The sequence below is a fragment of the Bradyrhizobium sp. ORS 86 genome (assembly GCF_045571475.1).
GTDB lineage: Bacteria > Pseudomonadota > Alphaproteobacteria > Rhizobiales > Xanthobacteraceae > Bradyrhizobium.
The window spans coordinates 7,326,279-7,352,311 of record NZ_CP120699.1; the positions used below are offsets into that span (position 1 = coordinate 7,326,279).

Consider the following 26,033-nt stretch of genomic DNA (forward strand, 5'->3'; position numbering starts at 1 on the left):
CGATGCGATCGGCGGGTTACGCTTCGCACCATCCTAGCCGAGCGGCGCCGCGTTGCAATATACGACACGAAGCGTGCAGCTACTCACTCGATCACCGGCACATGCCGCGCCACATCGCGCGGCGCGGTGCCATCGAGCCGTGGATCATCCGCCACTTCGATCTGCCGGCGGAACGGACGGAAGCCCGAGCGCTGGTAGAAGGCGAGCGCGGATGGATGATCGAAGGTGCAGGTGTGCACCCAGACGCGCACGACGTCGTTCCTCCAGGCGAGTTCGAGCGCGCGGTTCATCAGGTAGCGGCCCGCGCCGGTGCCGATCAGCTTTGAGCTGACGCCGAAGAAGACGAGCTCGCACTGGCCGGGCTCGCGGAAATCGAGCTCGAGCAGGCCTTCGTCGCTTCCATCAGCGCTCAGCGCATGGACCTCGACGCCGGGCGCGTGGTTCAGCGCGGCGAGTGTCGCATCGCTCATCCGCGCGCGGGAGAACCACAGCCACTCCTCGCCGACGCGGCGATAGAGATCGCGGTACCAGTCGAGCGCGGGCCGCTCAACCCGGCGCAGGCGCCATACGCCGGGCGGGTCGTGGCGCCGCGGTGGACGCGCGGTCATCTCAAGATGCGTGACGACGGCGGCGATCCTGCCGGCGGGGACATCGGAGTAGCCATCGGGCAGCAGCATTGCGCGACCTCTGTTTCCACGTTGCAGGCGATGCTCGACCTGCAGGAGCAGGTGAAGCAAGCCGAGGTATCAGCCAAATGTTCGCAGTCGTCCCTGCGAAAGCAGGGACCCATAACCTGGCCACAGCGTTGCCAATCAATTCGCAATCGTGGTTATAGGTCCCGCGTCGCGCTTGCGCTTGCCCGGGACGACAGCAGAGTTTTTGCGGGCGTCCCCTAACTCACCTCGGCGTCAGCGTGATCGCTTCGGCGGTCGCGGCCTCCACGGCGCCGCGGCTGTAGAGCAGCGGCACGTATTGGCCGGTGGCCCATAGCGGCGCGAGGTCGCGGTAGTGGCCGCTGAAGGGATCGCCGGATTGACCGGGAGTGTTGATGGTGCGGCTGGCGTCCCAATTGCCGACGTCGAGCACCATGCGGAACGAGGCGCCGGAGATCAGGTGATAGTCGGAACGGCGGTAGGTGGCCGCGCGCGGCACGTTGGCGGCGCCGCCGAAGGCGAGCGGGCCGACCTGCATCTGCGTGGCGGTCGCCTTGTCGGCGAGCGGCATCAGTGCGTGACTGAACTGTGCGACGTGCAGGCGGCCCCAGCGCCAGGTCGACGCATCGGGCCCGAGCTTGGAGATGACATCGGCGACGGCCTCGCCGAGGCTATCGCGCAGCACGCGATCGCGCTCGCCTGCGGGATCGCTGCCCAGCGCGCTATCGGGCTTTTCGAGATAGGCCACGATCGCGGAGATGCTGGAGGCTTCAGGCGCGATCAGATCAGCGGCCTTCGGGGCCGTGGTCTTGAGCAGCACCGGGCCGAGGTGGTTTGCGATCCAGACCTCATAGACCGCGGCCGCGGCGCTATCCGCTGTGTCGCGCGCGTCCCATGTCTTCAGCAGATCAAGGCCCTTCCTGACGTTGGCATCGTCGGAGGACAGCGGCTTGAGCAGCGCAACCAGCCGGCGCGCCAACATGCCGGTGTCGTCGTTCTGCAGGTTCATCGAATCCGCCAGCGACACCTTGTTGTTGTTCTCCAGCACCTCGGTGATGCGCTGCCAGCGCGCGCTGTCGGCCCATTCGAAGCCGACCCGGCGCTCATCGACCGGATAGTCCGCCGGCAGGTTCATCTGGTTGGCGGTGGCGATGAAGCCCTGCTTCGGGCGGTAGAGCTTCGGTAGATCGTCGAGCGACAGAAAGCCCTGCCACTCGTAGCGGCCGTCGCCGGGCACTGGCATCAGGCCGTCATAGCTGACGCGACGCGGCGTCTTGCCGGCGGCGACCCAGCCGATATTGCCTGACGTGTCGGCGTAGACCTGGTTCTCCGACGGCGCGCCCCAGCGGCGCATCGCAGCGAGAAAGCCGTTCCAGTTCTTCGCAGTCATGTAATCCGACGAGCCGAAATAGGCCGAGGTGCCCGGCTCGAACCAGATCGAGCGTACCGCGAAGGCGCGCTTGTTGGCGGCGTCGACATAGATCACCGGGCCGTGGCGGGTGAACTTGAGCTCAAGGTCGCGGGTCTCCTCGCCCTTCACCTGCTCTTTCTCGTGGACGATGCGCATGTCCTCCCAGCCCGAGCCATAGCGATACTGGTTCGGATTGTCGGGATTGAGCTCATAGACGTAGAGATCTTCCTGATCGACGTTGAAGATGGTGAGGCCGAACGCGATGGTGTCGTTGTGGCCGATCGAGATGCCGGGCAGCGCCGGCTCGCCGGCGCCGATCACGGAGATGCCGGGCGCGTTGAGGCCGACGATGTAGCGCAGCGACGGCACCGAGTGCTCGCGGTGCGGATCGTTGGCGAGGATCGGTCGGCCGGTCGCGGTGCGCGACGGCGCGATCACCCAGTTGTTGGAGCCGATGGTGTCGCGCTGCCGGTCGGCCTCGCTAAGGAACGTGTCGGGATCATGCGCCAGCGCAGCCTTCTGGTCCTTTGGCGCGGCGAACTTCACCGGGCGCGTGGCGAGATCGTAAGCCGCGAGCACCGCCTTCGGCACGCTACAGGGATCGAGGCCATCGGGGATCTTCGTGGTCCAGGCCGGCTCCAGCTTGACGCGGAAGCGATCGGCATCGAGGCCGGCGGCGCAGGCGACCAGCGAGCGCTTCACCTCGGAGGCGACGTTGCGCGTCAGGCCATGGCTGCGGATGCGGACGACGTCCTCCGCCGACCATAGATCGGGCATGGTGCCGGCGATGCGGAATTCGATCGGCAGCGCGCGCTTGCCGGCTCGGACGTCGGCGACATAGGCGTTCACGCCGGCGACGAAGGCCTCCGCATAGGATTTCGCCTTGGGGCCGTAGGCGGCCCACTCGGCTTTCATATCGCCGCGATAGAGGAACAGGCGCAGCGCCTTGTCCTGCTCGGCATAAGCGGGGCCGAAATCCTTCGCCAGCAGGCCGAGCCCGCGCTTGCGCCAGAGATCGATCTGCCAGAGCCGGTCGCGCGCGACGTTGAAGCCTTGCAGGAAGAACAGGTCGTGCTCGTTGCCGGCATAGATATGCGGAATGCCCCAGACATCGACCAGGATCTGACCCGGCGCCTTCAGCCCGGCGACGTCGGTCTTGACCTGGCGCGCCGAGACGAGCGGGTTCTCCTTTTCACGCGCGGCTGCGGGCACAGTCAGCATCGCGGCGCAGATCGCGGCGCTCAGCAGTTTTGCGACCCGGTTGAGATCCGTGTTCATGTTGTTCTCTCCGATGGTTGTTGTTGATTATGGACCGCAGCGGGGCGGCTCCCTCTCCCGCTCGCGGGGGAGGGCTGGGGTGGGGGTGTCGCCGCGATGGGACTAATCATTACGCGGAGAAAGCCCCACCCGTATCGCATCTACGATGCGATCCGGCCTCCCCCGCAAGCGGGAGAGGCGTAGGCAGCGTGCTCGCGCCACTATTCCCCCTCGTCGCTCGCCAGCACGCCCTTCACCGCGCGGGCCCAGCCGGCGAGCTTGCGCTCGCGGGTGGCCTGGCTCATCGCCGGCTTGAAGCGGTGCTCGAGCCGCCAGTTGTCGGCGAATTTCGCGGGCTCCGGATAGACGCCGGCGTTGAGGCCGGCGAGATAGGCGGCGCCGAGCGCCGTGGTCTCCTGGATCATCGGGCGATCGACCGGCGCGTTGAGCAGATCGGCGAGGCGCTGCATGGTCCAGTCGGATGCCGTCATGCCGCCGTCGACGCGCAGTACGGTGTTGGCGGCGTTCGCCTCCGGCCAGTCGGTGCGCATCGCGGCCCACAGATCGAAGGTCTGGTAGCAGACGCTCTCCAAGGTCGCATGCGCGAGCTCGGCCGGGCCGGTGTTGCGGGTCAGCCCGAACAGCGCGCCGCGCACGCGCGGATTCCAGTAGGGTGCGCCCATGCCGACGAAGGCCGGCACCAGATAGACGCTCTGCATCGAATCCGACTTGTCGGCGAGCGGGCCCGTTTCGGCCGCGTGCTTGATGATGCCGAGCCCGTCGCGCAGCCACTGCACCGCGCTTCCCGCGACGAAGATCGAGCCTTCGAGGGCATACGTGCGTTGGCCCCCGAGCTGATAGGCGATGGTGGTGAGCAGCTTGTTCTTGGAGGCGACCGGCGTCGTGCCGGTGTTGAGCAGCGCGAAGCAGCCGGTGCCGTAGGTCGATTTCATCATGCCCGGCTCGAAGCAGGCCTGGCCGATGGTCGCGGCCTGCTGGTCGCCGGCGATGCCGGAGATCGCGATCGGGCCGCCGAACAAATCCGGGATGCTCTCGCCGAAACGGGCAGAGGAATCCTTGACCTCCGGGAGCATCGAGCGCGGCACCCGCAACAGCTTGATGAGATCATCGTCCCATTCGCCGGTGTGGATGTTGAACAGCAGCGTGCGCGATGCGTTGGTGGCGTCGGTGGCGTGCACTTTGCCGCCGGTGAGCCGCCACAGCAGATAGCTGTCGACCGTGCCGAACAGCAATTCGCCGCGCTCGGCGCGCTCGCGCGCGCCCGGCACGTGATCGAGCATCCAGGCGACCTTGGTGCCGGAGAAATAGGGATCGATGATTAGCCCGGTCTTGGCGGAGATCGTGGGCTCATGGCCCTCAGCCTTCAGCGCGGCGCAGATGTCGGCGGTGCGTCGGTCCTGCCAGACGATGGCGCGATGCACAGCCTGCCCGGTGGCGCTGTCCCACACCACGGTGGTCTCGCGCTGGTTGGTGATGCCGATCGCGGCGATGTCCTTCGCCTTCAGGCCGGCCTTCTCCAGCGCCTCGCGGCACACCATGACGGTCGAGGCCCAGATGTCCTCCGGCTCGTGCTCGACCCAGCCCGAGGCAGGGAAATGCTGCGGGAATTCCTGCTGCGCGACCGCCGCGATGGAGATGTCGCCGCGGAACACCATGGCGCGCGACGAGGTGGTGCCCTGATCGATGGCCAGCACGAAAGACATGAGCGTTTCCTTTAAGGCATCCCGAAGGTGATTTATCGGGGCCAAAGGAGCGGATTACCGCGGCAACGTCAAGGTTGGGTGATCCTTTCCAATCATCGTGGCCGGGCTTGACCCGGCCATGCACGTCTTCCGTGCGTGGAGACCAAGACGTGGATGCCCGGCTCAAGGCCGGCATGACGAGCAAGTGGAAAGATCACATCGGCCGATACGCCCGCACGTCGGAGGGGACGTTGACGCCGAGCTTGATCTGGCCGACCGAGTGGATGATGTCGTCGCCGAGCAACTGCGCGAAGCAGGCGTAACCCCAGTCGTTCATGTGCAGGCCGTCGGAGATGACGAAGTCATTGATCGGGATCGCCTGCTGCTCGTGCCAATCGCGCATCACTTCGAAGCGCGGAAAGATGCCGACGTGGCGCAGCGCCGCGATGCGGCTGAGCAGTTTCACCATGCCGCGCGCGCTTTCGGGACGCTCGGTGACCCGCGGCGAATATTGCGGATCGACCAGCACCACATCGGCGCCCGCGGCCTGGATCCGCGCCACGCCATCCTCGACCTGCTTGCCAGTCTCCTTCGGATCGAGGTTGCGCAGTACCGCATTGGTGCCGACCTGCCAGATCACGAGATCGGGGTGCACGTCGATCACCTCGGTCTGCAACCGCTTCATCATCTCCGGCGCGTCCTCGCCGCCGATGCCGCGATTGAGCACGGTGATGTCGGCGGACGGATAGTGCCGGCGCAACTGCGCGGCGAGACGGTTGGGATAGGTGAATTCCGGCGCCGACGAGCCGTAGCCCTGGGTCGAAGACGATCCGAACGCGATGATGACGACGGGGCGGCCGTCGGCGAGCTTGGCTGCGACGTGCGGCAGCGAGCCGGTGGTGTTCGGCACGCCCTTGGGCTGCAGGCAGGGCACGCGGCGGAAGATGTCGCTGGCGGATTTCGCAGCCTGCTTGACCTTGTCGAGTGCCGAGGCGGCGGCGCTGCGCTGGTCGGTGGAGCTTGCCGGAGCGGCCGACGTCGCCGCAGTCTGCGCCGCATCAGGCTTCGCGTTGTCGGTCTTTGCGCCCGGCGACAGCGCGGCATGCTGGTCGGCCGGCGCGGTCTGCGCATGAAGCGGAGCGACCACAGCAGGCGCCAGCAGCAGGGGCGCGGCAACGGCGCACAAGCTCCGCCATGTCATCGGGCGAAAAGGGACGGTAAAACGCATTAACTCCAGATCCTTTAATTCTGCTGCGTCGAGCCCAGATGGGCGGCATCGATCACGAATTTCGACAGCGCGCGGCCGAGACAGAGGTGCACGCGCTTGGCCAGATCGACGCCGTGCGCGGTGCTGAACAGGTCAAAATACCCGGCATCGCTCCACTGCTTCATGATCGCGAACCGGTCGAACAGCGGGACATCGTGCTGCTGGGCCACCACGCGCATATTGTCCAGATATGGCGGCGCAGAGATCATCGTCTCCGTACGTGGGCTGTATTGCAGATTAACCAAAACCACGTCGACCCCGGCATTCCGCAACGCAACAACTCCGTCGTCGACCGCGCCGCGGAAATCATCGGGATCGACCGCTCGCATAGCATCCACGGTCCCGGTCTGCCAGATAACCAAAGTCGGCTTTTTTGCCTCAACAAGCTTAACGAGGGTTCCCCCGGTCTCCTCGGCGGTGTGTTTTGCCTGTAATTCTACGGAGAGGTTGATCGTCGCTGTCGGCAGTGCCTCCTTCAGCGCCGCCTGCAACTGGGCCGGGTAGGCGCTCGCCTCGTTGGCGGGGATGGTGGAGGAGCGGCTGCCGACGACCAGCACCTCCAAGGGACGGCCGTCCTTGATCGCGTCGGTGACCTTCGGCAGCGAACTCTCGCTCGCCAGCAGATAGGCCGGGACGTCACAAGGCGGTTGCGGCGGTTCGGCCGCGGCGGTGTCGCCGGCCCGCGCCGGCGACACCGCGAGGCACGCGGCAAGCAGCGTCAGACCCAGCATCGTCCGCGCGGACTTCATGCTCCCCCTCCCGCCAGATCGGCGTTGCCGCCGGCGCCCTTCGTTCGCGAGGCGCCTTTGTCGGCGGAGTGCTTGTACCACGAAATGATCCACGCCATGCCCCACATGATGAGAATGCCGCAGACGCTGATCAAGGCGTGCAGTGCGGCACCGCCCGACACCTCGGCGAGCACGAAATGACCGGCAAAGGCGAGGAAGACACCGAGGCAGAATATCTCAAGCGAATGCTGACCGCACAGGATCAAAGGTCGCAGCCAGGGCGATTTCAGCCCCGGCCAATCCTTGGGCAGGAAGCGCATAGTCAACGCGGCAAGTGCCAGGAAGTGCGCGAAACGCAGCACGTCCAGGTCGGTCTTGTTGATCGGATACATCCACTGCTCGATGATCTTCGGCATGACGTGACCGAGCTGCGGCACGTGCCAGGTCAGCGTCACGAAGAACGCCGCGACCAGATAGGCGATGCAGATCCACATCGTGATCGGCGACGCCAGGATGCGCGACATCCGTCGCGCGCCGCCGAGCGCGCACCAGGCGCCGAACACGAACAGCAATTGCCAAGCGAACGGGTTGAACGCCCAGACGCCGTTCGGATAGGCCGACAGGTAAAGGTCGAACTGCCAGGTCAGTGCATAGAGCAGCACCGACAGGCCGAGCGTGACATCGGGCTTCCACTTCATCAGCCACAGGATCAGCGGCAGGAACAGCATCAGCACGATGTAGAGCGGCAGCACGTCCATGTTGACGGGGCGGAAGCGCAGCAGCAGCGCCTGGACGATGGTGACATCGGGCTGCTTGAGGAAATCCATGATCCCCATCTCTTCGGTGTAGAGCGGGTTCTCGAACGAGGTCGCGACGTAGGAGATTTCAGCGAGAAAGATCGTGAACAGGAAGACGTGCGCGACATAGATCTGCCAGACCCGGCGCAGCACCCGCGCGGTCGCGATCGTGAAACCCGCCTCCTGCATCGCGCGTCCGTAGACGAACGCTGCGGTGTAGCCGGAGATGAAGATGAAAATCTCGGTGGCGTCGGAGAATCCGTAGTTGCGGATCGTGAGCCAGGTCAGAAGATTGGTCGGCAGATGATCGATGAAGATCAGCCAGAGCGCGAGCCCGCGGAACAAATCGAGCCGCAGCTCACGCTCGCCCGCCGCCGGCAGCGTGATCGCCGGCGCGACCGCCTTGGTCTTGGCCGCCGTGGCTTCCGCCGCGGGCGAACTCGCTATGGGATCGGCAATCGAGCTCATCAAGCACCATGTCGGCTGCGGGATACTCGCACGCCATGCTGAGAAGACAATATCGGTGCGCGACCTGCGGACAAAGCGCTGGCAGCGGCGGCATGCCGCCGCGCTCTAGGACGGAACTATGTTGAAACCGCGATGAACCGGTCCGGAATGGACCGGCCTTTCGCCGCCCCGGCACCGATTGGTTCCGGCGGCTCAATTCGGTATGATGGCGCTGTCTCAGCGATCCGGAACGCCGCGACCGACTTTCCGGACCACGCTCCAGCACCATCGGAATTTGCTGCATGTACCGCGCCGTAACCCGCCAGATCGAAGTCACCGTCGAGCCGAACTTCATGCCGGATCGCTCGTCGGTCGAACGGCGTGAATATTTCTGGTCCTACACGATCGTGATCATCAATTCCGGCCCGGAGACCGTCCAGTTGCGCACGCGGCACTGGATCATCACCGATGCCACCGGCCGCCGCCAGGAGGTGCGTGGCGAAGGTGTGGTCGGCGAGCAGCCGGTGCTCGCCCCCGGCGAACGCTTCGAATACACCTCGGGCGTACCGCTGCCGACTGCCTCCGGCTTCATGACCGGCAGCTACCTGATGGTCAGCGAGAGCGGCGAGCGCTTCGAGATCGACGTGCCGACCTTCTCGCTCGACAGCCCGAGCCCGGACGGCAAGCGCGTACTGAATTAGCCTAAGATGTCATGCCCCGCGCATGCGGGGCATCCAGTACGCCGCGGCCTTTTCATCGTTCACAAACGTCTCTGGAATACTGGGTCACCCGCTTTCGCGGGTGACGACGCGCTCGTTGTGGCGACGACCGTGCCCTACTCCACGCCCGCTTCGTCTGGCGTGAATTCGTAGACCGACGAGCAGAATTCGCAGGTCACGACCACCTTGCCGTCCTTGACCATGTCGGCGCGATCCTTCGGCGTGAAGCTCTTGAGCATCGCGGACACCGCGTCGCGCGAGCAGGAGCACTGCGCGCGCAGCGGTTGCGGAGTGAAGACGCGGACGCCCCGTTCGTGGAACAGGCGGTAGAGCAGCCGCTCGCCGGAGAGATCGGGATCGATCAGCTCGACATCCTCGACGGTCGAGATCAGCGACTGTCCTTCGACCCAGGCGTCATCCTCGGGCACGCTATGCGCGATCGTGCCCTCCGGCGCGTCGCCGGGATGCAGATCGGCCTGCTTGGCGCGTTCCGGCGCCTTCGGCAGGAATTGCAGCATGATGCCGCCGGCGCGCCAGTGCAGCTTGCCACCTTCGCCGCCGCGCATCTCCTCGCCGACCGCAAGACGGACCCGCGTCGGGATCTGCTCGGAGCGCAGGAAATACTCGTGGGCCGCATCTTCCAGGCTGCCGCCCTCCAGCGCGACCAGCCCCTGATAGCGACTCGTCTTCGAGCCCTGGTCGATGGTCATCGCCAGATGCCCCTTGCCGAGCAACTCACCGGAGCTGAGGCCCGGCGTGAGGCGGGCGGCGTCGTAGCGCGCATAAGCACGCAACTGGTCGGGCGCCCGGAAATCGACGATCAGGAGCGAGACCGGGCCGTCGGTGCGGGTCTGCAGGATGAAGCGGCCCTCGAACTTCACCGACGAGCCGAGCAGCGTGGTCAGCACGATCGCCTCGCCCAGCAGCTTGCCGACCGGCGGCGGATAATCGTGCTTGTGCAAGATCTCGTCGAGCGCCGGGCCGAGCCGGGTCAGCCGGCCGCGCAGGTCGAGCGCGTCGACCTCGAAGGCCAGCACTGCGTCGTCAACCGGAATGGCCGATGGCGCGCGGGTTGGCGCCTCGGCAGCGATTTTGGTGTCGGGGGATTGTGGAACCATGGCGCTCTATCTGGGGTCTCGGACCACAAAACGAAAGGGGTTCAGCATACCGAGGATCGACGTCGTCCCTGCGAAAGCAAGGGACCAACCACAGGATTTTCTCGCGGCACAAGGCGTCTCCCCTCGTGCCTCTTTCAGGGGTCGCGGCGTAAGAGTCCCGGCTCGCGCGGAGCCTGTCATCGGGCGCGCATTCGCGCGACCCGTTGGCTTGGCCGGGACGACAGTCTTGTGGTGGCCTTACGCGACCGCGTCAAAACACCAGGCCAGAATGCCCTTCTGCGCATGCAGGCGGTTTTCCGCCTCGTCGAACACGACGGACTGCGGACCGTCGATCACCTCGTCGGTGACCTCTTCGCCGCGATGCGCCGGCAGGCAGTGCATGAACAGCGCGTCGGGCTTGGCGAGCGACATCAGCTTGGCATTGACCTGATAGGGCCTGAGCACGTTGTGGCGGTGCTCGCCCTCCTTGTCGCCCATCGACACCCAGGTGTCGGTGACGACGCAGTCGGCGCCACGGACCGCGGCCTCCGGATCGCTGCCAAGCACGATCGGCGCGCCGGTCGCCTTGATCCAGTCGCGCATCGCCTTCTTCGGTGCGAGCTCCGGCGGCGTCGCCACGTTGAGATTGAACTTGAAGCGCTCGGCGGCGTGCGCCCAGGAGGCGAGCACGTTGTTGTCATCACCGGTCCAGGCCACCGTCTTGCCCTCGATCGAGCCGCGATTTTCCTCGAAGGTCATCAGGTCGGCCATCACCTGGCAGGGATGCGAGCGTCGCGTCAGCCCGTTGATCACGGGAACGGTGGCGTGCGCTGCGAGCTCCAGCAGCGCATCGTGGTTGAGGATGCGGATCATGATCGCATCGACATAGCGCGACAGCACGCGCGCGGTGTCGGCGATGGTCTCGCCGCGGCCGAGCTGCATCTCGGCGCCGGTCAGCATGATCGATTCACCGCCGAGCTGGCGCATGCCGACGTCGAACGAGACCCGCGTACGGGTCGATGGACGCTCGAAGATCATCGCCAGCGTCTTGCCTTCGAGCGGCTTCTTGCCCTTCTCATGGGCCTTCAGCTTCGCCTTCATGGCGGCACCGGCCGAGAGCATGTTGCGCAACTCGCCGAGCGGCAATTCGTTGATGTCGAGGAAGTGGCGGACCGGCTTGCTCATCATCCGGCCGCCTTCTTCGGCTGCGCCGCCGACAGCGCGGAGCAGGCGCGCTCGAGACTTCCGATGGCCTGGTCGATTTCGGCCTCGGTCACGATCAGGGGCGCGAGGAATCGCACGACATTGTCGCCGGCGCCGACGGTGAGCAGCTTCTGCTCGCGCAGCGCGGTGACGAGGTCGCCCGAGGGCACCACGGCCTTAACACCGATCAACAGGCCTTCGCCGCGCACGTCCGAAATCACGCCGGGATAGCGATCGACGACCGAAGCAAGCTTCTGCTTGAGCAGCAGCGACATCCTCTGCACGTGATCGAAAAAGCCGGGTTTGAGCATCACGTCGAGCACGGCATTGGCCGCCGCCACCGCCAGCGGATTGCCGCCGAAGGTCGAACCGTGCGAGCCCGGTGCCATGCCGGCCGCAGCCTTTGCGCTCGCCAACACCGCGCCGATCGGGAACCCGCCGCCGAGCGCCTTCGCGAGCGACATCACGTCGGGCGTCACGCCGACGCGCTTGTAGGCGAACAATTCGCCGGTGCGGCCCATGCCGGTCTGCACCTCGTCGAATGCAAGCAGCAGGCCGTGCTCGTCGCAGAGCTGGCGCAGCGCCTTGAAGAAGGCTTGCGGGGCCGAGCGCACGCCGCCCTCGCCCTGCACCGGCTCGATCAGGATGCCGGCGGTGTGCGGTCCGATCGCCTTCTTCACGGCCTCGATGTCGCCGTGCGGAACCTGGTCGAAGCCGTCCATCGGCGGACCGAAGCCCTCCAGATATTTGGCGGAACCGGTGGCGGCGAGCGTTCCGAGCGTGCGACCGTGGAACGCGCCTTCGAAGGTGACGATGCGGTAGCGCTCGGGATGTCCCTTGGAGAAGTGATAATGGCGAACCAGCTTGATCACGCCTTCCGTCGCTTCCGCGCCGGAATTGCAGAAGAATACGTAGTCGGCAAAGCTCTGCTCGCAGAGCCGCGCGGCGAGCGCCTCGCCGTCCGGGCTCTTGAACAGGTTCGACATGTGCCAGAGCTTGGTCGCCTGTTCCTGGAGCGCCCTGACCAGATGCGGATGCGCATGCCCGAGCGCGTTCACCGCGACGCCCGAGGTGAAATCGAGATAGCGGTCGCCGTTGGTTGCGATGAGCCAAGCGCCCTCACCGCGCTCGAAGCCGAGATCGACCCTGGCGAAGACGGGAAGCAGATGCGACGTGGCGCTGTTGGTCATGGCAATCACTGACGGGTTTGAGGCCGACAATTGCCGCGTGCCTTGACGCCAGCGCAGCAACGGCCAGCTTCGGAAAACAAAACGTGCCGCCTTTTCGGGCGGCACGTGGCGGGCATTGTATGCTGCGGGCAGTCTCTGTCAATCGCTACGAAGTGGCCTTCCTGCAGTGCGAAACGCGCGCAATCCGGAGCATTCCGGTGAGGTGGAAAAGCCTCATTGCAATGCATAAGTGTCGGAACATGTGGACGCGCTGCCGCGGACTCTTGCGCCAGAGTCACGCCATATTGTAGCGTTTGGACTGTCGGATACGACATCTCGTGCGGCAGTACTGGACCCTCTAAGTAGCTTTCGTTCTGCGTACACGTTCGGGCGCAAAACCGCGTCCGGCGAGGGCTAAGGGATTCTGACCGCAGGGATATTTGTCAGATTTGGCTCGCAGCGCCGCTCCGATGACTGGCCGGCGCAAGGCGAAGGGAAGAATGCGATGACGGTATTGACCTGGTCCGATGATCGCGTCGAGCAGCTCAAGAAGCTCTGGGAGGCGGGCCTGTCGGCCAGCCAGATTGCGGCGGAACTCGGCAATGTGACGCGAAACGCCGTGATCGGCAAAGTGCATCGGCTTGGCCTGTCCGGCCGTGCCAAGGCCCCTTCCACCGCTGCCCCGCGACAGCGCAAGGCCCGTCCCGCCCAACACATGATGCGGGTGGCGCGTCCGGTCTCGCGCGGCAACACCGCGCTCGCCCACGCCTTCGAGGTCGAGCTGGAGCCGGATCCGGTCGCCTACGACAATGTGGTGCCGATGAGCCAACGGCTGTCGCTGCTCGAGCTGAACGAGGCGACCTGCCACTGGCCAGTCGGCGACCCCTCGAGCCCCGAATTCTTCTTCTGCGGCGGCAAGGCGCTCACCGGCCTGCCCTATTGCGCGCACCACTCGCGCATCGCCTACCAGCCGGCTGCCGACCGGCGCAGGCCCGCCAACAAGCCGCCGACCCGGTGAGTAGCATAGGCCGTGGAAACAAAATCCCCGCGCAAGCGGGGATTTTTTTGTGAAGGGACCACCTCTACGTCACCAGCGTCGTCCTGCCGCAGGCCGGGCCCCATACGCTGCGGCTTGTGTTGTGAACGGGACTCGTCGTTCCAACTTCGCGCAACAATTTGCATTCGGGGTTATGGGTCGCGGCTTTTGCCGGGACGACGCTGTGGTTATTTGCTGCCGCGCCTTACGGCTGCGGCTCCGCCTTGGCGAAGCGGTCGTCGAGCGCATAGCCGGCACCGCGCACGGTGCGGATCGGATCCTGCTCGCGGCCGGGATTGAGCAGCTTGCGCAAGCGGCCGATGTGCACGTCGACAGTCCGCTCGTCGATATAGATGTCGCGGCCCCAGACGCTGTCGAGGAGTTGCTCGCGGCTGAACACGCGGCCGGGATGCTCGAGGAAGAACTCGAGCAGGCGATACTCGGTAGGCCCGAGATCGATCGGCCGGCCGGAGCGCGCGACGCGACGCTTCTCGCGGTCGAGCTCGATATCGCCGTAAGTCAGCACGGTCGCGAGCCGCTCAGGGCTCGCGCGGCGCAACAGGCCCCTCACGCGCGCCAGCAGCTCCGGCACCGAGAACGGCTTGACGATGTAATCGTCGGCGCCGGTGGCGAGGCCTCGCACCCGCTCGCTCTCCTCGCCGCGCGCCGTCAGCATGATGATCGGAAGCTGCTTGGTCTCGGGTCGCGCCCGCAGGCGGCGGCACAGCTCGATGCCGGAGAGGCCGGGCAGCATCCAGTCAAGCACCACGAGATCGGGAACACGCTCCTTCAGCCTTGTGTCGGCATCGTCGCCGCGCCCGACCGTCTCGACGTCGTAGCCTTCCGCGTCGAGGTTGTAGCGCAACAACGTCGTCAGCGCTTCCTCGTCTTCGACTACCAGAATGCGTGCGCTCATCGGTCTATGGTCTTTCTCTGTGTTGATCCGTTGCCCGAACGCGAACCAGCACCTTCAGCTAGCCGTTGCCCGGCACTGTGGTGGCAAAGGTGGTCATGTCACCCTTCGGGCGCTTGTCGGTGATCTGCTGGCCTTCGATCATGTAGAACACGGTTTCGGCGATGTTGGTGGCATGGTCGCCGATCCGCTCGATGTTCTTGGCACAGAACATCAGATGGATGCAGAACGAGATGTTGCGCGGATCCTCCATCATGTAGGTGAGCAACTCGCGGAACAGCGAGGTGCAGATCGCGTCGACCTCCTCGTCGCCCTTCCAGACCGCCATCGCGGCCGGCAAATCGTGTGCGGCGTAGGCGTCGAGCACCGACTTGACTTGCGACAGCACCAAGTCGGTCATGTGCTCCAGGCCGCGGATCAGCTTCAGCGGCTGGAAATCGCTCTCCAGCGCCGCGACCCGCTTGCCCATGTTCTTGGCAAGGTCGCCGATCCGTTCGAGGTCGGTCGCCACCCGCATTGCGCTGACGATCTCGCGCAGGTCGATCGCCATCGGCTGGCGGCGCGCAATCGTCAGCACCGCGCGCTCCTCGATGATGCGCTGCAGGCTGTCGATCTCGACGTCGGCGGCGACGACGCGCTTGCCGAGCGCGACGTCGCGGCGGATCAGCGCATCGACGGACTCGGTGATCATGCGCTCGACGAGGCCGCCCATCTCGGCGACCAGGCGGGTGAGTTCCTGCAGGTCGCTGTCGAATGCCTTGGCGGTATGTTCAGAAACCATCGCTTGTCTCCTCAGCCGAACCGGCCGGTGATGTAGTCCTGGGTGCGTCGATCACTCGGCGAGGTGAAGATCTTGTTGGTGTCGTCGAACTCGATCAGTTCGCCAAGATACATGAAGGCGGTCTTGTCGGAGACGCGCGCCGCCTGCTGCATGTTGTGGGTAACGATCGCGATCGTGTAGTCCTCGGACAGTTCCTGGATCAGCTCCTCGACCTTGGCGGTCGAGATCGGATCGAGCGCCGAGCACGGCTCGTCGAACAGGATCACCTCGGGTCGCACCGCGACGGTGCGCGCGATGCACAGGCGCTGCTGCTGGCCGCCGGACAGCGAGAGGCCCGAGGCGTTCAGCTTGTCCTTGACCTCGTTCCACAGCGCGCCGCCGCGCAGCGCCTTTTCGACCCGGTCGTCCATCTCGGACTTCGAGATCTTCTCATAGAGGCGGATGCCGAAGGCGATGTTCTCATAGATCGTCATCGGGAACGGCGTCGGTTTCTGGAACACCATGCCGACCCGCGCGCGCAACAGGTTGAGGTCGAGCTTGGGGTCGAGGATGTTGGTCTGGTCCAGCATCAACTGGCCGACGGCGCGCTGACCCGGATAGAGATCATACATCCGGTTGAAGATGCGCAGCAGGGTCGACTTGCCGCAGCCCGACGGGCCGATGAACGCCGTGACGCGGTTGGTACCGAGCGTCAGGTTGATGTTCTTCAGCGCGTGGTGCTCGCCGTAATAGAAGTTGAGGTTGCGCACCGTCACTTTCGGCGGCGCCTCTGGAAGCGGCACCTGGGGGACGTGGCTCGCGGCAGTCATCGAAACGGAAAGCTCGGTCATTTTGCGGCCCTTTCGGCACCTAGGATGCGCGCGCCGATATTGAGCGCGAGCACGGTGAAGGTGATGAGCAGTGCACCGCTCCAGGCCAACTCCTTCCAGTAGGCATAGGGGCTCTGCACGAAGTTGTTGATGGTCACCGGGAGATTGGCCATCGTGCTGGTCAGGTTCAGGCTGAAGAACTGGTTCGAGAGCGCGGTGAACAGCAGCGGCGCGGTTTCACCCGCGACGCGGGCGGTGGCCAGCAACACACCGGTGATCAGACCCGATCGGGCGGCACGATAGGCGATCCGCTTGATGACCAGCGAACGCGGCAGGCCGAGCGCGCTTGCCGCCTCGCGCAGCGGATTAGGCACCAGCAGCAGCATGTCCTCGGTGGTGCGCAGCACGACCGGGATCACGATCACCGCGAGGGCCAGGGAGCCGGCGATCGCCGAGAAGCCGCGCATCGGCACCACCACGGCGCCATAGATGAACAGGCCGATGATAATCGACGGCGCGCTGAGCAGGATATCGTTGATGAAGCGGATCACCGAGGTGAGTTTGTCATGTCTACCGTACTCGGCAAGATAGGTGCCGGCGAACAGGCCAAGCGGCGCGCCGATACCGACCCCGATCACGGTCATGATGATCGAACCGACGATGGCGTTGAGCAGACCGCCTTCGGTCGAGCCAGGCGGCGGGGTGTTCTGGGTGAAGAGCTGCACGCTCAGCCCTGCGACGCCGTTGTAGAGCAGCGTGAGCAGGATCAGCGCCAGCCAGGTGACGCCGAATAGCGCGGCGCTGACGCAGAGAGCGCGGACGACGATGTCGCTGCGGCGGCGGGATTTGTAGATCGGGTTCATGGCGTCACTTCCCCGCCTTCTTTTCCAGACGCAGCAGCATCAAGCGCGCCGCCGCGAGCACGAAAAAGGTCAGCACGAACAAGAGCAGGCCGAGCAGGATCAGGCCGGACTGGTGCAGGCCGTCGCTTTCGGCGAATTCGGAGGCGATCGCCGCCGAGATCGTGGTGCCCGGCGCGAAGATCGACGAGGAGATGCGAAACGAGTTGCCGATGATGAAGGTCACCGCCATGGTCTCGCCGAGCGCACGACCGAGCGCCAGCATGATGCCGCCGATCACGCCGACCCGGGTGTAGGGGATCACGACGCTGCGGACGACCTCCCAGGTGGTGCAGCCCATGCCGTAGGCGGCTTCCTTCAGCACCGACGGCACGGTCTTGAACACATCGACCGAGATCGCGGTGATGAACGGCAGCACCATGATCGCGAGGATCAGCGAGGCGTTGAACAGGCTGAGATAGGACGGCGGACCGGCGAAGATGCTGCCGAGCACCGGCACGCCCTCGAAGATCCGGATCATGAACGGCTGGAACGTGTTGGCGAGGAACGGGCCGAGCACGAAGAAGCCCCACATGCCGTAGATGATCGAGGGGATGCCGGCGAGCAACTCGACCGCGATGCCGATCGGCCGGCGCAGCCATTGCGGGCAGAGTTCGGTCAGGAACACGGCAATGCCGATGCCCACGGGAATGGCGATCAGCATGGCGATGGCCGACGTGATCAGGGTGCCGTAGACCGGACCAAGCGCGCCCAGCACCGGCGGATCGGCCGAGGGAGCCCAGCGCTGGGTCCACAGGAAGGCGAACCCGTATTCCTTCATCGCCGGCCAAGCACCAACGATCAACGACAGGATGATGCCGCCGAGGATCAACAGAACCGAAATCGCCGAAATCCGGGTGATCCAGTAAAAGGTGGCATCACCGAGCTTGAACGCGCTGAGGGCCTTGGCGCGATCGTAAGTTCCGGCAGCTTCCATCACATCGCTCTGAACAGCCATGTCTGCCACGCCAATCCCCTCTCTACTATGTAAAGGCTACGCAATCCGCTACGCCCCGAAGCGATCGTCGCCGACGTTCTTTGACCGACGCCGTTCCCGTTGCGCCTTCCGGAGCGCCGCTCCCGGACTCCAGGCTTGTCGCGATAATGACGGAGTCCGGATCCGGTTGCAGAAGCTGTGCCGCCCCGCGGGCGGCACAGCTTTGGTTCGAAACGTCGGAGTTAGCTCTTGATCTCGGAGGTCCAGGTCTTCTCGATCTGCTGGACGACATTGCCTGGCATCGGGATGTAGTCGAGCTCCTCGGCCATCTTGTCGCCGTTCTTGAACGCCCAGCGGAAGAACTTGAGCGCTTCCTGGGACGCCGCCTTATCGGTCGCTTCCTTGTGCATCAGGATGAAGGTCGCCGCCGTGATCGGCCAGGACTTGTCGCCGGGCTGGTCGGTCAGGATCACGTAGTAGCCCGGCGTATGCGACCAGTCGGCGTTGGAAGCGGCGGCCTGGAAGGCGTCGACCGTCGGCTGCACCGTCTTGCCGCCCTTGTTGACCAACCCAGTGTAGGTCAGCTTGTTCTGCTTGGCGTAGGCATACTCGACGTAACCGATCGAGTTCTTGGTCTGGCTGATGTTGCCGGACACGCCCTCGTTGCCCTTGGCGCCAACGCCGGTCGGCCATTCGACCGCGGTGCCCTCGCCGACCTTGCTCTTCCAGTCAGCGCTGACCTTCGAGAGATAGTTGGTGAAGTTGAAGGTGGTGCCCGAACCGTCCGAGCGGCGGACTACGGTGATCGCGGCCGAGGGCAAGTTGACCTTCGGATTGAGCTTCTTGATCGCCGGATCGTCCCACTTGGTGATCTTGCCGAGATAGATGTTGGCAAGCGTCTCGCCGTCGAACACCATCTCGCCGGGCTTGACGCCGTCGAGGTTCACGACCGGAACGATCGCACCCATGACCATCGGCCACTGGACGAGACCGTCCTTCTCAAGCTGCTCGACCTTGAGCGGCATGTCGCTGGCGCCGAAGGTGACGGTCTTCGCCTGGATCTGCTTGATGCCGCCGCCCGAGCCGATCGACTGATAGTTCAGACCGTTGCCGGTCTCCTTCTTATAAGCGTCGGCCCATTTCGAATAGATTGGGAACGGAAATGTCGCGCCCGCGCCGGTAATATCGGCAGCGAAGGCCGACGTCGACGCGGCGACCAAGCCGGCAGCGACGATTGTCTTGATGAAATTCATGCTGATCTCCCTTGCTGAGCGAAGCGCCGAATGCGCCCGATCGCGCTCACGCCGGTCCATCTAGGAGCGGTCGGTGCTGCTTTTACGAAGGTTGGATGACAGTTGGATGACAGTATTAAGCGCCTGAAAACGCTCAGCTTTGTACCGGTACCGGGGTCTTCGGACGCGGAAAACAGGCGGTAAAGGTCGCGCCGCTTTTCGGCACGCTTTCGATCAAAAGACGCCCGCGATGACGGTTAAGAATATGTTTCACCAGCGATAATCCGAGGCCGGTTCCGCCCTGGTTGCGGCTGTCGCCGACGTCTACCCGGTAGAATCGCTCGGTCAGCCGCGGCAGGTGCTCCGGCGCGATGCCCGGGCCGAAATCCCGCACCATGACGCGGATTTCGGGGTTCGCCTCTCCCGGCGCCGGCTGGCTCAGCGACACGATCACGCGGCCGCCGGAGGCACCGTATTTGAGCGCGTTCTCGATCAGGTTCTCGAACAGCCGCAGCAACTCCTCGCGATCGCCGGCAATCATGACCGGGGCCTCCGGCAGGTCGAGCTCGATCTCGACCTGGCGCTCCCGCGCCAGCGCCTCGAGCCCGTCGACCACCTGGCGGATGATCGGCATGATGTCGATCAGGGCTTCCGGCTGGACATGCGCCGAGAGCTCGACCCGCGACAGCGACAAGAGATCGTCGATCAGCCGCGCCATGCGGGTGGCCTGGATGTGCATGATGCCGAGAAAGCGCTCGCGGGCCCGGGCGTCGTCCCGCGCCGGCCCCTGCAACGTGTCGATGAAGCCGGACAGCGCGGCGAGCGGCGTGCGCAGCTCGTGGCTCGCATTGGCGACGAAGTCGGCGCGCATCTCCTCGACCCGGCGCAGCGGCGTCTGATCGTGGAAGGTCATCAGCATGCACTTGTCGGTGCCGCCGAACAGCGTCGGCACCGGAACCGGCGTGATGACCAATTCCATCCAGCGATCGACCGGCACGTGGTCGGTGTAGGTGGCGCGGCGCGGTTCGGTGGTGGCGATCGCCTCGCGCAGCGCGGTGATGATCTCGGGCGAGCGCAGGGCAAATTGCGCCAGCTCGTTCTTGCGCAGCGCCGGCGCGAGCTGGGCGGCGGCCGCGTTGAGGTGGATGACGCGGCCGGCGCGATCCAGCAGCACGGCCGGGTCCGGCATGCCGGCGACAACGGCACTGACGGCAGCGGTCTCGACCGGATTGACGCTGCGGGCATCCTCGCGCGACGTCGCCGCATCGTGCAGCCGCCACGGCACCAGGGCCGCGGCCGCGATGCAGATGAACACCGCGGCGGCGCGCACCGGCGACAGCTCGCCGAGCGCCACGACCACGCTCAGCGCAAGGGCGGCCGCCAGCAGGATGATCGCAGCATGACGCAACCGGTCCGGCCACGGCGAGAACATGGAGGAGGATGTATCATCGATTGCCATCGCGGCGGCTTTCTTCCCTTCGGTTCAGATCTCGCCCGGACGAGGTCAACCGACGTCGCGCGAGGAGCGATCTGGCCGCTTCAATCAGACGCCGGAGTCGCCGCGCTTACGGACGAAAACCGCCTCGTGGTGCGGCTCGACGCGCGGCCCCGAATCAGCCTGCGGAAGCTGTTTGAGTCGGGCGCCGACAATAACCTCGCGAAACGTCAGCAAGATTACAGATATGACGAACGGGACAATATAATAGAGAAGCCGGAACAGCAGCATCCCGCCTAGCAGGTCCTCGCGGTCCATCTGCCAGAGGCCGACCAGCATTGCGGCGTCGAAGACCCCGAGGCCGCCGGGGGAATGGCTGGCGAAACCGAGCAAGGTCGCCGACACGAAGATGACGGCGACCACGACGAATCCCAGGTTCGGCTCGTCCGGCACCAGCACGTACATGGCGAGCGCGCAGAAGCCGAGGTCAAGGATGCCGATCGCGACCTGCAGCAGCGTCAGCGGTCCGCCCGGCAAGGTCACCGTCCATGGCCCGCGGCCGACCACCCGCGGCTGAGTCCAGACCCAGACTACATAGGCGACGAGCGCGATGATGATCGCGAATGCGAGGGTGCGATTGAGCCAGGGCGGCAACTGATCGATGTTGGCGGCGGCCTCTGGATGATAGGCAATCCCGAGGCCGAGCACCGCGGCGTTGCCGAGCCAGAAGGTGAGGCCGGCGAGGAAGCAGATCTTGGCGACGTCGATCGCGTTCAAGCCCCAGGCCGAGTAGATGCGATAGCGCACCGCGCCGCCGGTGAAGACGCTGGCGCCGACATTGTGGCCGATCGAATAGGAGGTGAACGCCGCGAGCGCGTTGATGCGATACGGGACATGGGAGTGGCCGATCGCGCGCACCGCGAACAGGTCGTAGAAGGTCAACGTGAAGTAGCCTGCTGCGACGAACAGCGCCGCCAGCACGATCTGGCGCTGTTCGGTGCTCTTGATGGCCTCGACCACCTCGTGGGTGTCGATGCCGCGCAGCATATGATAGAGAACGTAGCAGGCGATGCCGATAACGGCGATGCTGATGACAACACCCAGCTTATGCAGGATCTGCTTCTGGCGCAGAAACGCCATCGCCCTGCGTATTGCTTCCAGCATCTAGACCTCGAATTGCGATCCCGCGACGGCGGCTCCCGGGCGAACCCCGCCGACGCTCCGCTGTTCCCCGAACCCTGTAGCGCGTTTTGAGCGCGAGTGGAATTCGTCAAACGACAATAAAACGCGTTTCTTCAAGATATTAGGGACGCCTCATGACGGCGCATCGACAAATTTGAGCGTTTCCCCCCGCACCGACAAGGCCTTGACGCACGGGTGCGTCAGATAGCCCGCCAAGTCGCCCGCGCGGCATCCCGGAAAACTACGGACAGCGGGCGCGACGCAGCGACGCGCCGTCTCAGGATTGCGGCCCGTCGTCGGACAGATAGCCCGCGGCAAGCGCTTTGGCCGGATTCTCGAAAATCGCCATCGCCGTCGTCATGCGACGAAAGCCGAAGGCCGCATAGAACGGCTCTCTGCCCGGAACGGAATAGAGAATAATCTTGCGGTGCCCCGCCGAAAGGTGGACCAGCCGTTGCACGATCTCCTTGCCGAGCCCGCGGCCCTGATGGGTTGGATGCACCGCGATGTCGCAGAGATAGGCGCAATCGCGGCCGTCGGCGAGCACGCGGCCGGCGCCGACCAGCCGGCCGTCATCGAAGGCGAAGGCGCGAAACATGCTGTTGCCGAACACGAGCCCCAGGTCGGCGGCGCTCTTGTCGCCGAGCGGCGCCACCCGGTAGAGCGCCGACAGCTCGTCCCAATCGACCGCGGACAGATCGTCGCTCCATGAGGGCAGAGAAGAAGCAGGTCCGCTCATCGTCATGCCCGCGCCGCCGCCACGGCGGTGACGATCTCCGCAGCATCTGGGAAATGCCCCTTGACGCGCTTGGCGACCACCTTGCCGTCAAGCTTGACCTCGAAGATGCCGCCCTTGCCGGGCACCAGCTCCGCATCGAGCCCAAGGCGCTCATGCAGCAGCGCCGCGGCCTCCCTGGCGCGCTTCTCGTAACCGCAGGGACGGCAATAGGTGATCGAGATGTCGGTCATGGCGTGCTCTCCCATCATTTCATGCTGCGGGGCGTTGTGCGTTGGCGGCTTCGATCCCGGCGATCCAGCCGGCGACCGAGCGGCCGATCGCTTCCGGATGATCTTCCTGCAGATAGTGGGCGCCGGCACCGAGTTGAATGACCGCGCAATGCTTGAGGGTTGCGGCGAAATCCGCAGCGAAGGCCGGTGACACCAGCGCGCCGGGAGATCCCGCGAACAGCAGTTTCGGATAGGTCGAGGCCGCAAGCGCGGCATGTGCTGCGGTGAGCGCCTGGTCGACATCGGCCGGCTCGCCTGCAATCGGCAGTTCGCGCGGCAGCATCAAGGTCGGCTTGCGGCTCTCGCGAGTCACAAACGGCGCGCGGTAGGCGGCCATCTCCTCCTCGCTGAGCTTGCGCAGGATCGAGCCCGGCAGCACGCGCTCGACGAAAACATTATGGTCGAGGATCAGCGCCTCACCCTCGCCCGGCGTGCGGAATTTGCGGAACAAGTCGCGGGCGGCGTCATGCTGGTGGAAGTCCGGCCAGCCGCGCATCGGGCGGATGAACTCCATAAAGGCGAGCCCGCGCACGAAATCGGGACGACGCGCCGCGAGGTGAAACGCCAGCGCGGTGCCCCAGTCCTGGGCAACGAGATAGGCCGAGCCGATGCCGAGATCGTCGATCAGCGCATCGAGATAGTCCGCGTGATCGAAGAAGCGGTAGGCGATGTCGGGCTTGCCGGACTGGCCGTAGCCGATCAGGTCGGGCGCGATGCAATGCCCGACCGGCGCGACCAGTGGCATGATGTTGCGCCAGATGTAGGACGACGTCGGATTGCCGTGCAGGAACAGCACGTGCGGCGCGTCGCCGCGTCCGGTTTCGCGATAGGCCATCGTGGATCCGCGGATGGGCCGGTGATGCAGGCTGGTATCGGTAGCGAAGGTCATGGCAGCTCCTTGAACACGGTTTGGAATGCGATCGTCTTGAAACGGGTGAGTGCGGCCGCGCTGCGTTCGACCTTCATGCGCAGCATCGCGCCCTGCCAGGATGCCAGCAGGAATTCGGCCAGCTCGTCGGGTTCGAAGTCGGACGCGATCTCGCCCTTGGCCTGCGCCTCCGCGATGCAGGCGGCGAACGGCTCACGCCATTCGCGGAAGATCGCGTCGAGCTGCTCGCGCAGCATCTCACTGGAGCCGGATGCCTCCAGGCTGAAATCGCCGATCAGGCAGCCGCGGGTGAAGCCGTCATGCGCAAGCTTGCCGGTGATGAGATCGAGATAGCGCCTGAGCCGTTCGCGCGCGGCCAGCGAGGTGTCCCCCAGCGCGTCCGCCACGAGGCCGCGCACATAGAGGAAGTAGCGGTCGAGCACTTCGGAGGCGAACAGCTCTTTGGAGCGGAAATGGTTGGTGAACGAGCCCTGCGGCGCGCCGGCGGCGGCGGTGACGTCGCGCACGCTGGTGCCGTGATAGCCGGTGCGGAACATGGCCTTCAGGCCGGCGTCGAGGATGGCATCGCGGAGAGAGGGTTTTGGCATGGCCCAACTAATACGTACGTACGTATTGATTGTCAAGCGACAAAATGACCGCGGCCCGCACGCCCTTGGCGGCGCCGCTCAGGCATGATGGATCAAGGGGTTGAGGTCAGCTTACGGGCTTGCTGCGCGAAACCACCCAGTCGCGCAGCCACGAGCCGACGGCGCAGCCGCAAAGATAGAGCGCGAACATGACCAGGAAGAGATCGAGCCAATAGCCGAAGCGGCCGGGCACGACGTGTGAGAAGGACGCGGCGACCAGCACGACGGCAAGCACGGACAGCCAGCCGATCCAGGCCTTCGAGACGCCCCGCGCTCGATGCACCACGGCGATCCAGCCCATGCCGAAGCCGAGCAGCAGTGCCGCCAGCAGCCAACCCCAGAAGAATGTTGCGACCGCTATCATCGCTACTTCACCACGAAATCGATGCGCCGGTTCTGCGCCTTGCCGTCTTCGGTGTCATTGCCCGCCACGGGCTGCGTGCTGCCGAAGCCGACTGCCGTGAAGCGGTTGGCCGGCAATCCGGCACGGACAAGATAATCCACCACTGCCTGCGCGCGCTTTTCCGACAGCGCCTGGTTGGCAGCTTCATCGCCGTCGCTGTCGGTATGCCCGGCGATCTCGATATTGGTCGTCGGGCAACGCATCGCAGTTTCGATCAGACGATCGAGCAGGCCTACGGAATCCGGCACGATATCGGCCTTGCCCGACTCGAAGCGGATCCGCCCCTTCACCAGGATGTCGGCGAACAATTGCTGGCACACCGAGGCATCGACCGGCGCCGATGGCGGCTTGACCGTGACCTCGGCCTTGTACTGCCAGCCTTGCGGAAACTCCTTGCCCAAGCCGCTGCGGATCTGGCCGGCGGCGGCGTCATAGAGCGCATCGCCCGACAGCTTCACCTCGCGATCGGACACCACCAGCGTTCCCGTCGACAGCCGCGACAACGCGCCGAGCGCAGGCACCACGGCCGCGGCAAAGCCGGACGGCGCGCCCATGCTGGCCTTCAGGTTGTCGACGACTTTCTCGCTGAAGAATTTGCGGCCGGCGGCGGCGACCAGCGCCGCATGCGTGGTGTTATCAGGGACGTAGCCGGTCAGCGTCAATGTCAGCGCGACCGGATCCTTGTAGGCCTGGAACACGTAAGGCGGAGCCTGGACGTCGTTGGTGGCGATCGAATAGCCCTCCGGAAGGTTCTTCAGCGCCGCCGCGATGGCCTCGCGCCCGCCCAATTCGCGCGCCATGCCTGCAAGACTGACCTTGGTGTCGGTCAGCGTGATCTTGCCGTCCTTTAGCTTGCCGATCTGGTCGAGCAGCAGCAGCGCTGCGGCGTCGAACCGCGACGGCGCGCCGCGCGCGAGCGCCATCTGATCCGCCACCTCGACGCCGCCGAGATGGGCTTTCGCGGCCTCCACCAGCTTGCCCTTGCTCGACGGCAGCGGCGCATTGCCGCCGAGCGTCACCCGGCCGACGTCGCGCTCGGCGGACCAGACATACGGCTTGGCTTCGGCAACAAGGCGGGTGTCGTCGTTCACCAGCCGCACACCCGGCACGGCTTCGACCGACGCCACCGCGCTGAGGCGGCCATCTTCGGAGAACGCATTGGCGGCAAAGGTCACGTCGCGGCCATCGACGCTGATGCGGCGCTTGTCGAGGACGGTATCCTTGAGTGCGGCATTAGCGCGCGCGGCAAGATCGGCTTCGACCGTCGCCGTGCTGGTCCACCCTGCAATACCCCAAAAGACGACCAGCGGAATCACCCCCGGCCACCATTTGCTACTCCACTTGAAAAGTCCGTGCATTCAGGGTCCTGCGGCTCGGGAATCAGAGAGAAAACAAACCCTTGGCTGACTGTCAAACCCCAAATCGCATCCCC

The 26,033-nt window shown here is 65.2% G+C and carries 25 protein-coding genes; 2 read left to right on the forward strand and 23 right to left on the reverse strand.

Features of this window, described 5'->3' with window-relative positions:
- Nucleotides 1–83 precede the first annotated feature (83 nt).
- From P6U25_RS33905 to P6U25_RS33930, 6 genes are all read right to left on the reverse strand, one after another.
- Nucleotides 84–677, reverse strand: a complete 594-nt coding sequence (locus tag P6U25_RS33905) for a GNAT family N-acetyltransferase (RefSeq protein WP_407149071.1) — start codon at nucleotides 675–677, stop codon at nucleotides 84–86.
- Between the two features lie 220 nt (nucleotides 678–897).
- Nucleotides 898–3,342, reverse strand: a complete 2,445-nt coding sequence (locus P6U25_RS33910; protein WP_407149072.1) for a penicillin acylase family protein — start codon at nucleotides 3,340–3,342, stop codon at nucleotides 898–900.
- Nucleotides 3,343–3,542: 200 nt separating this feature from the next.
- Nucleotides 3,543–5,045 (reverse strand): glycerol kinase GlpK, encoded by a 1,503-nt coding sequence (glpK, locus tag P6U25_RS33915; protein ID WP_407149073.1) that lies wholly within the window; start codon nucleotides 5,043–5,045, stop codon nucleotides 3,543–3,545.
- Between the two features lie 193 nt (nucleotides 5,046–5,238).
- Nucleotides 5,239–6,252: an SGNH/GDSL hydrolase family protein gene (locus tag P6U25_RS33920; protein WP_407149074.1), complete on the reverse strand. Its 1,014-nt coding sequence runs from the start codon at nucleotides 6,250–6,252 to the stop codon at nucleotides 5,239–5,241.
- 14 nt (nucleotides 6,253–6,266) lie between these two features.
- A complete protein-coding gene (locus tag P6U25_RS33925) occupies nucleotides 6,267–7,040 on the reverse strand; it encodes an SGNH/GDSL hydrolase family protein (protein WP_407149075.1) in 774 nt (257 codons plus the stop codon).
- Nucleotides 7,037–8,284: an OpgC domain-containing protein gene (locus P6U25_RS33930; protein WP_407149076.1), complete on the reverse strand. Its 1,248-nt coding sequence runs from the start codon at nucleotides 8,282–8,284 to the stop codon at nucleotides 7,037–7,039. Before P6U25_RS33930 ends, P6U25_RS33925 begins: the two co-directional genes overlap by 4 nt.
- A 281-nt stretch (nucleotides 8,285–8,565) precedes the next feature.
- On the opposite strand from P6U25_RS33930, the gene apaG reads away from it, so the two are divergent.
- Complete coding sequence (gene apaG / locus P6U25_RS33935; RefSeq protein WP_407149077.1) at nucleotides 8,566–8,964, forward strand: Co2+/Mg2+ efflux protein ApaG; 399 nt, start codon at nucleotides 8,566–8,568, stop codon at nucleotides 8,962–8,964.
- 134 nt (nucleotides 8,965–9,098) lie between these two features.
- On the opposite strand, the gene P6U25_RS33940 is transcribed toward apaG, so the two are convergent.
- From P6U25_RS33940 to P6U25_RS33950, 3 genes are all read right to left on the reverse strand, one after another.
- Entirely contained in the window at nucleotides 9,099–10,100 is a 1,002-nt protein-coding gene (locus tag P6U25_RS33940) for an Hsp33 family molecular chaperone (protein WP_407149078.1), read from the reverse strand.
- A 237-nt stretch (nucleotides 10,101–10,337) separates the two neighbouring features.
- Nucleotides 10,338–11,264: an ornithine carbamoyltransferase gene (argF, locus tag P6U25_RS33945; protein WP_407149079.1), complete on the reverse strand. Its 927-nt coding sequence runs from the start codon at nucleotides 11,262–11,264 to the stop codon at nucleotides 10,338–10,340.
- Nucleotides 11,264–12,472 carry an aspartate aminotransferase family protein gene (locus P6U25_RS33950; protein ID WP_407149080.1) on the reverse strand — a complete coding sequence of 403 codons (1,209 nt, stop codon included), beginning with the start codon at nucleotides 12,470–12,472 and terminating at the stop codon, nucleotides 11,264–11,266. Before P6U25_RS33950 ends, argF begins: the two co-directional genes overlap by 1 nt.
- A gap of 484 nt (nucleotides 12,473–12,956) precedes the next feature.
- On the opposite strand from P6U25_RS33950, the gene P6U25_RS33955 reads away from it, so the two are divergent.
- Nucleotides 12,957–13,469 (forward strand): GcrA family cell cycle regulator, encoded by a 513-nt coding sequence (locus P6U25_RS33955; protein WP_407149081.1) that lies wholly within the window; start codon nucleotides 12,957–12,959, stop codon nucleotides 13,467–13,469.
- Between the two features lie 223 nt (nucleotides 13,470–13,692).
- On the opposite strand, the gene phoB is transcribed toward P6U25_RS33955, so the two are convergent.
- The 14 genes from phoB to P6U25_RS34025 all read right to left on the reverse strand — a co-directional run bounded on the left by phoB (nucleotide 13,693) and on the right by P6U25_RS34025 (nucleotide 25,959).
- On the reverse strand, nucleotides 13,693–14,403 hold the full coding sequence (gene phoB / locus P6U25_RS33960; RefSeq protein ID WP_407149082.1) for a phosphate regulon transcriptional regulator PhoB: 711 nt from the start codon (nucleotides 14,401–14,403) through the stop codon (nucleotides 13,693–13,695).
- Between the two features lie 58 nt (nucleotides 14,404–14,461).
- Nucleotides 14,462–15,181: a phosphate signaling complex protein PhoU gene (gene phoU / locus P6U25_RS33965; RefSeq protein WP_407149083.1), complete on the reverse strand. Its 720-nt coding sequence runs from the start codon at nucleotides 15,179–15,181 to the stop codon at nucleotides 14,462–14,464.
- An 11-nt stretch (nucleotides 15,182–15,192) separates the two neighbouring features.
- A complete protein-coding gene (gene pstB, locus P6U25_RS33970) occupies nucleotides 15,193–16,011 on the reverse strand; it encodes a phosphate ABC transporter ATP-binding protein PstB (protein WP_407149084.1) in 819 nt (272 codons plus the stop codon).
- Nucleotides 16,008–16,853: a phosphate ABC transporter permease PstA gene (pstA, locus tag P6U25_RS33975; protein ID WP_407149085.1), complete on the reverse strand. Its 846-nt coding sequence runs from the start codon at nucleotides 16,851–16,853 to the stop codon at nucleotides 16,008–16,010. Before pstA ends, pstB begins: the two co-directional genes overlap by 4 nt.
- A 4-nt stretch (nucleotides 16,854–16,857) precedes the next feature.
- Nucleotides 16,858–17,847, reverse strand: a complete 990-nt coding sequence (gene pstC, locus P6U25_RS33980; protein WP_407149086.1) for a phosphate ABC transporter permease subunit PstC — start codon at nucleotides 17,845–17,847, stop codon at nucleotides 16,858–16,860.
- A 221-nt stretch (nucleotides 17,848–18,068) separates the two neighbouring features.
- Nucleotides 18,069–19,079: a phosphate ABC transporter substrate-binding protein PstS gene (pstS, locus tag P6U25_RS33985; RefSeq protein ID WP_407149087.1), complete on the reverse strand. Its 1,011-nt coding sequence runs from the start codon at nucleotides 19,077–19,079 to the stop codon at nucleotides 18,069–18,071.
- Between the two features lie 133 nt (nucleotides 19,080–19,212).
- Nucleotides 19,213–20,517, reverse strand: coding sequence for an ATP-binding protein (locus P6U25_RS33990; RefSeq protein WP_407149088.1), 1,305 nt, complete (start codon nucleotides 20,515–20,517; stop codon nucleotides 19,213–19,215).
- 84 nt (nucleotides 20,518–20,601) lie between these two features.
- Nucleotides 20,602–21,657 carry a lysylphosphatidylglycerol synthase domain-containing protein gene (locus tag P6U25_RS33995; protein WP_407149089.1) on the reverse strand — a complete coding sequence of 352 codons (1,056 nt, stop codon included), beginning with the start codon at nucleotides 21,655–21,657 and terminating at the stop codon, nucleotides 20,602–20,604.
- Nucleotides 21,658–21,952: 295 nt separating this feature from the next.
- Nucleotides 21,953–22,414, reverse strand: coding sequence for a GNAT family N-acetyltransferase (locus tag P6U25_RS34000; RefSeq protein ID WP_407149090.1), 462 nt, complete (start codon nucleotides 22,412–22,414; stop codon nucleotides 21,953–21,955).
- A 2-nt stretch (nucleotides 22,415–22,416) separates the two neighbouring features.
- Nucleotides 22,417–22,644 carry a SelT/SelW/SelH family protein gene (locus P6U25_RS34005; protein ID WP_407149091.1) on the reverse strand — a complete coding sequence of 76 codons (228 nt, stop codon included), beginning with the start codon at nucleotides 22,642–22,644 and terminating at the stop codon, nucleotides 22,417–22,419.
- A 19-nt stretch (nucleotides 22,645–22,663) separates the two neighbouring features.
- The gene (locus tag P6U25_RS34010) at nucleotides 22,664–23,572 is read right to left on the reverse strand and encodes a haloalkane dehalogenase (RefSeq protein ID WP_407149092.1); all 909 of its coding nucleotides are present in this window, start codon (nucleotides 23,570–23,572) and stop codon (nucleotides 22,664–22,666) included.
- A complete protein-coding gene (locus P6U25_RS34015; RefSeq protein WP_407149094.1) occupies nucleotides 23,569–24,159 on the reverse strand; it encodes a TetR family transcriptional regulator C-terminal domain-containing protein in 591 nt (196 codons plus the stop codon). Before P6U25_RS34015 ends, P6U25_RS34010 begins: the two co-directional genes overlap by 4 nt.
- A gap of 106 nt (nucleotides 24,160–24,265) precedes the next feature.
- The gene (locus P6U25_RS34020; protein ID WP_407149095.1) at nucleotides 24,266–24,562 is read right to left on the reverse strand and encodes a hypothetical protein; all 297 of its coding nucleotides are present in this window, start codon (nucleotides 24,560–24,562) and stop codon (nucleotides 24,266–24,268) included.
- A 2-nt stretch (nucleotides 24,563–24,564) separates the two neighbouring features.
- Nucleotides 24,565–25,959, reverse strand: coding sequence for an OmpA family protein (locus P6U25_RS34025; RefSeq protein WP_407149096.1), 1,395 nt, complete (start codon nucleotides 25,957–25,959; stop codon nucleotides 24,565–24,567).
- Nucleotides 25,960–26,033 lie beyond the last annotated feature (74 nt).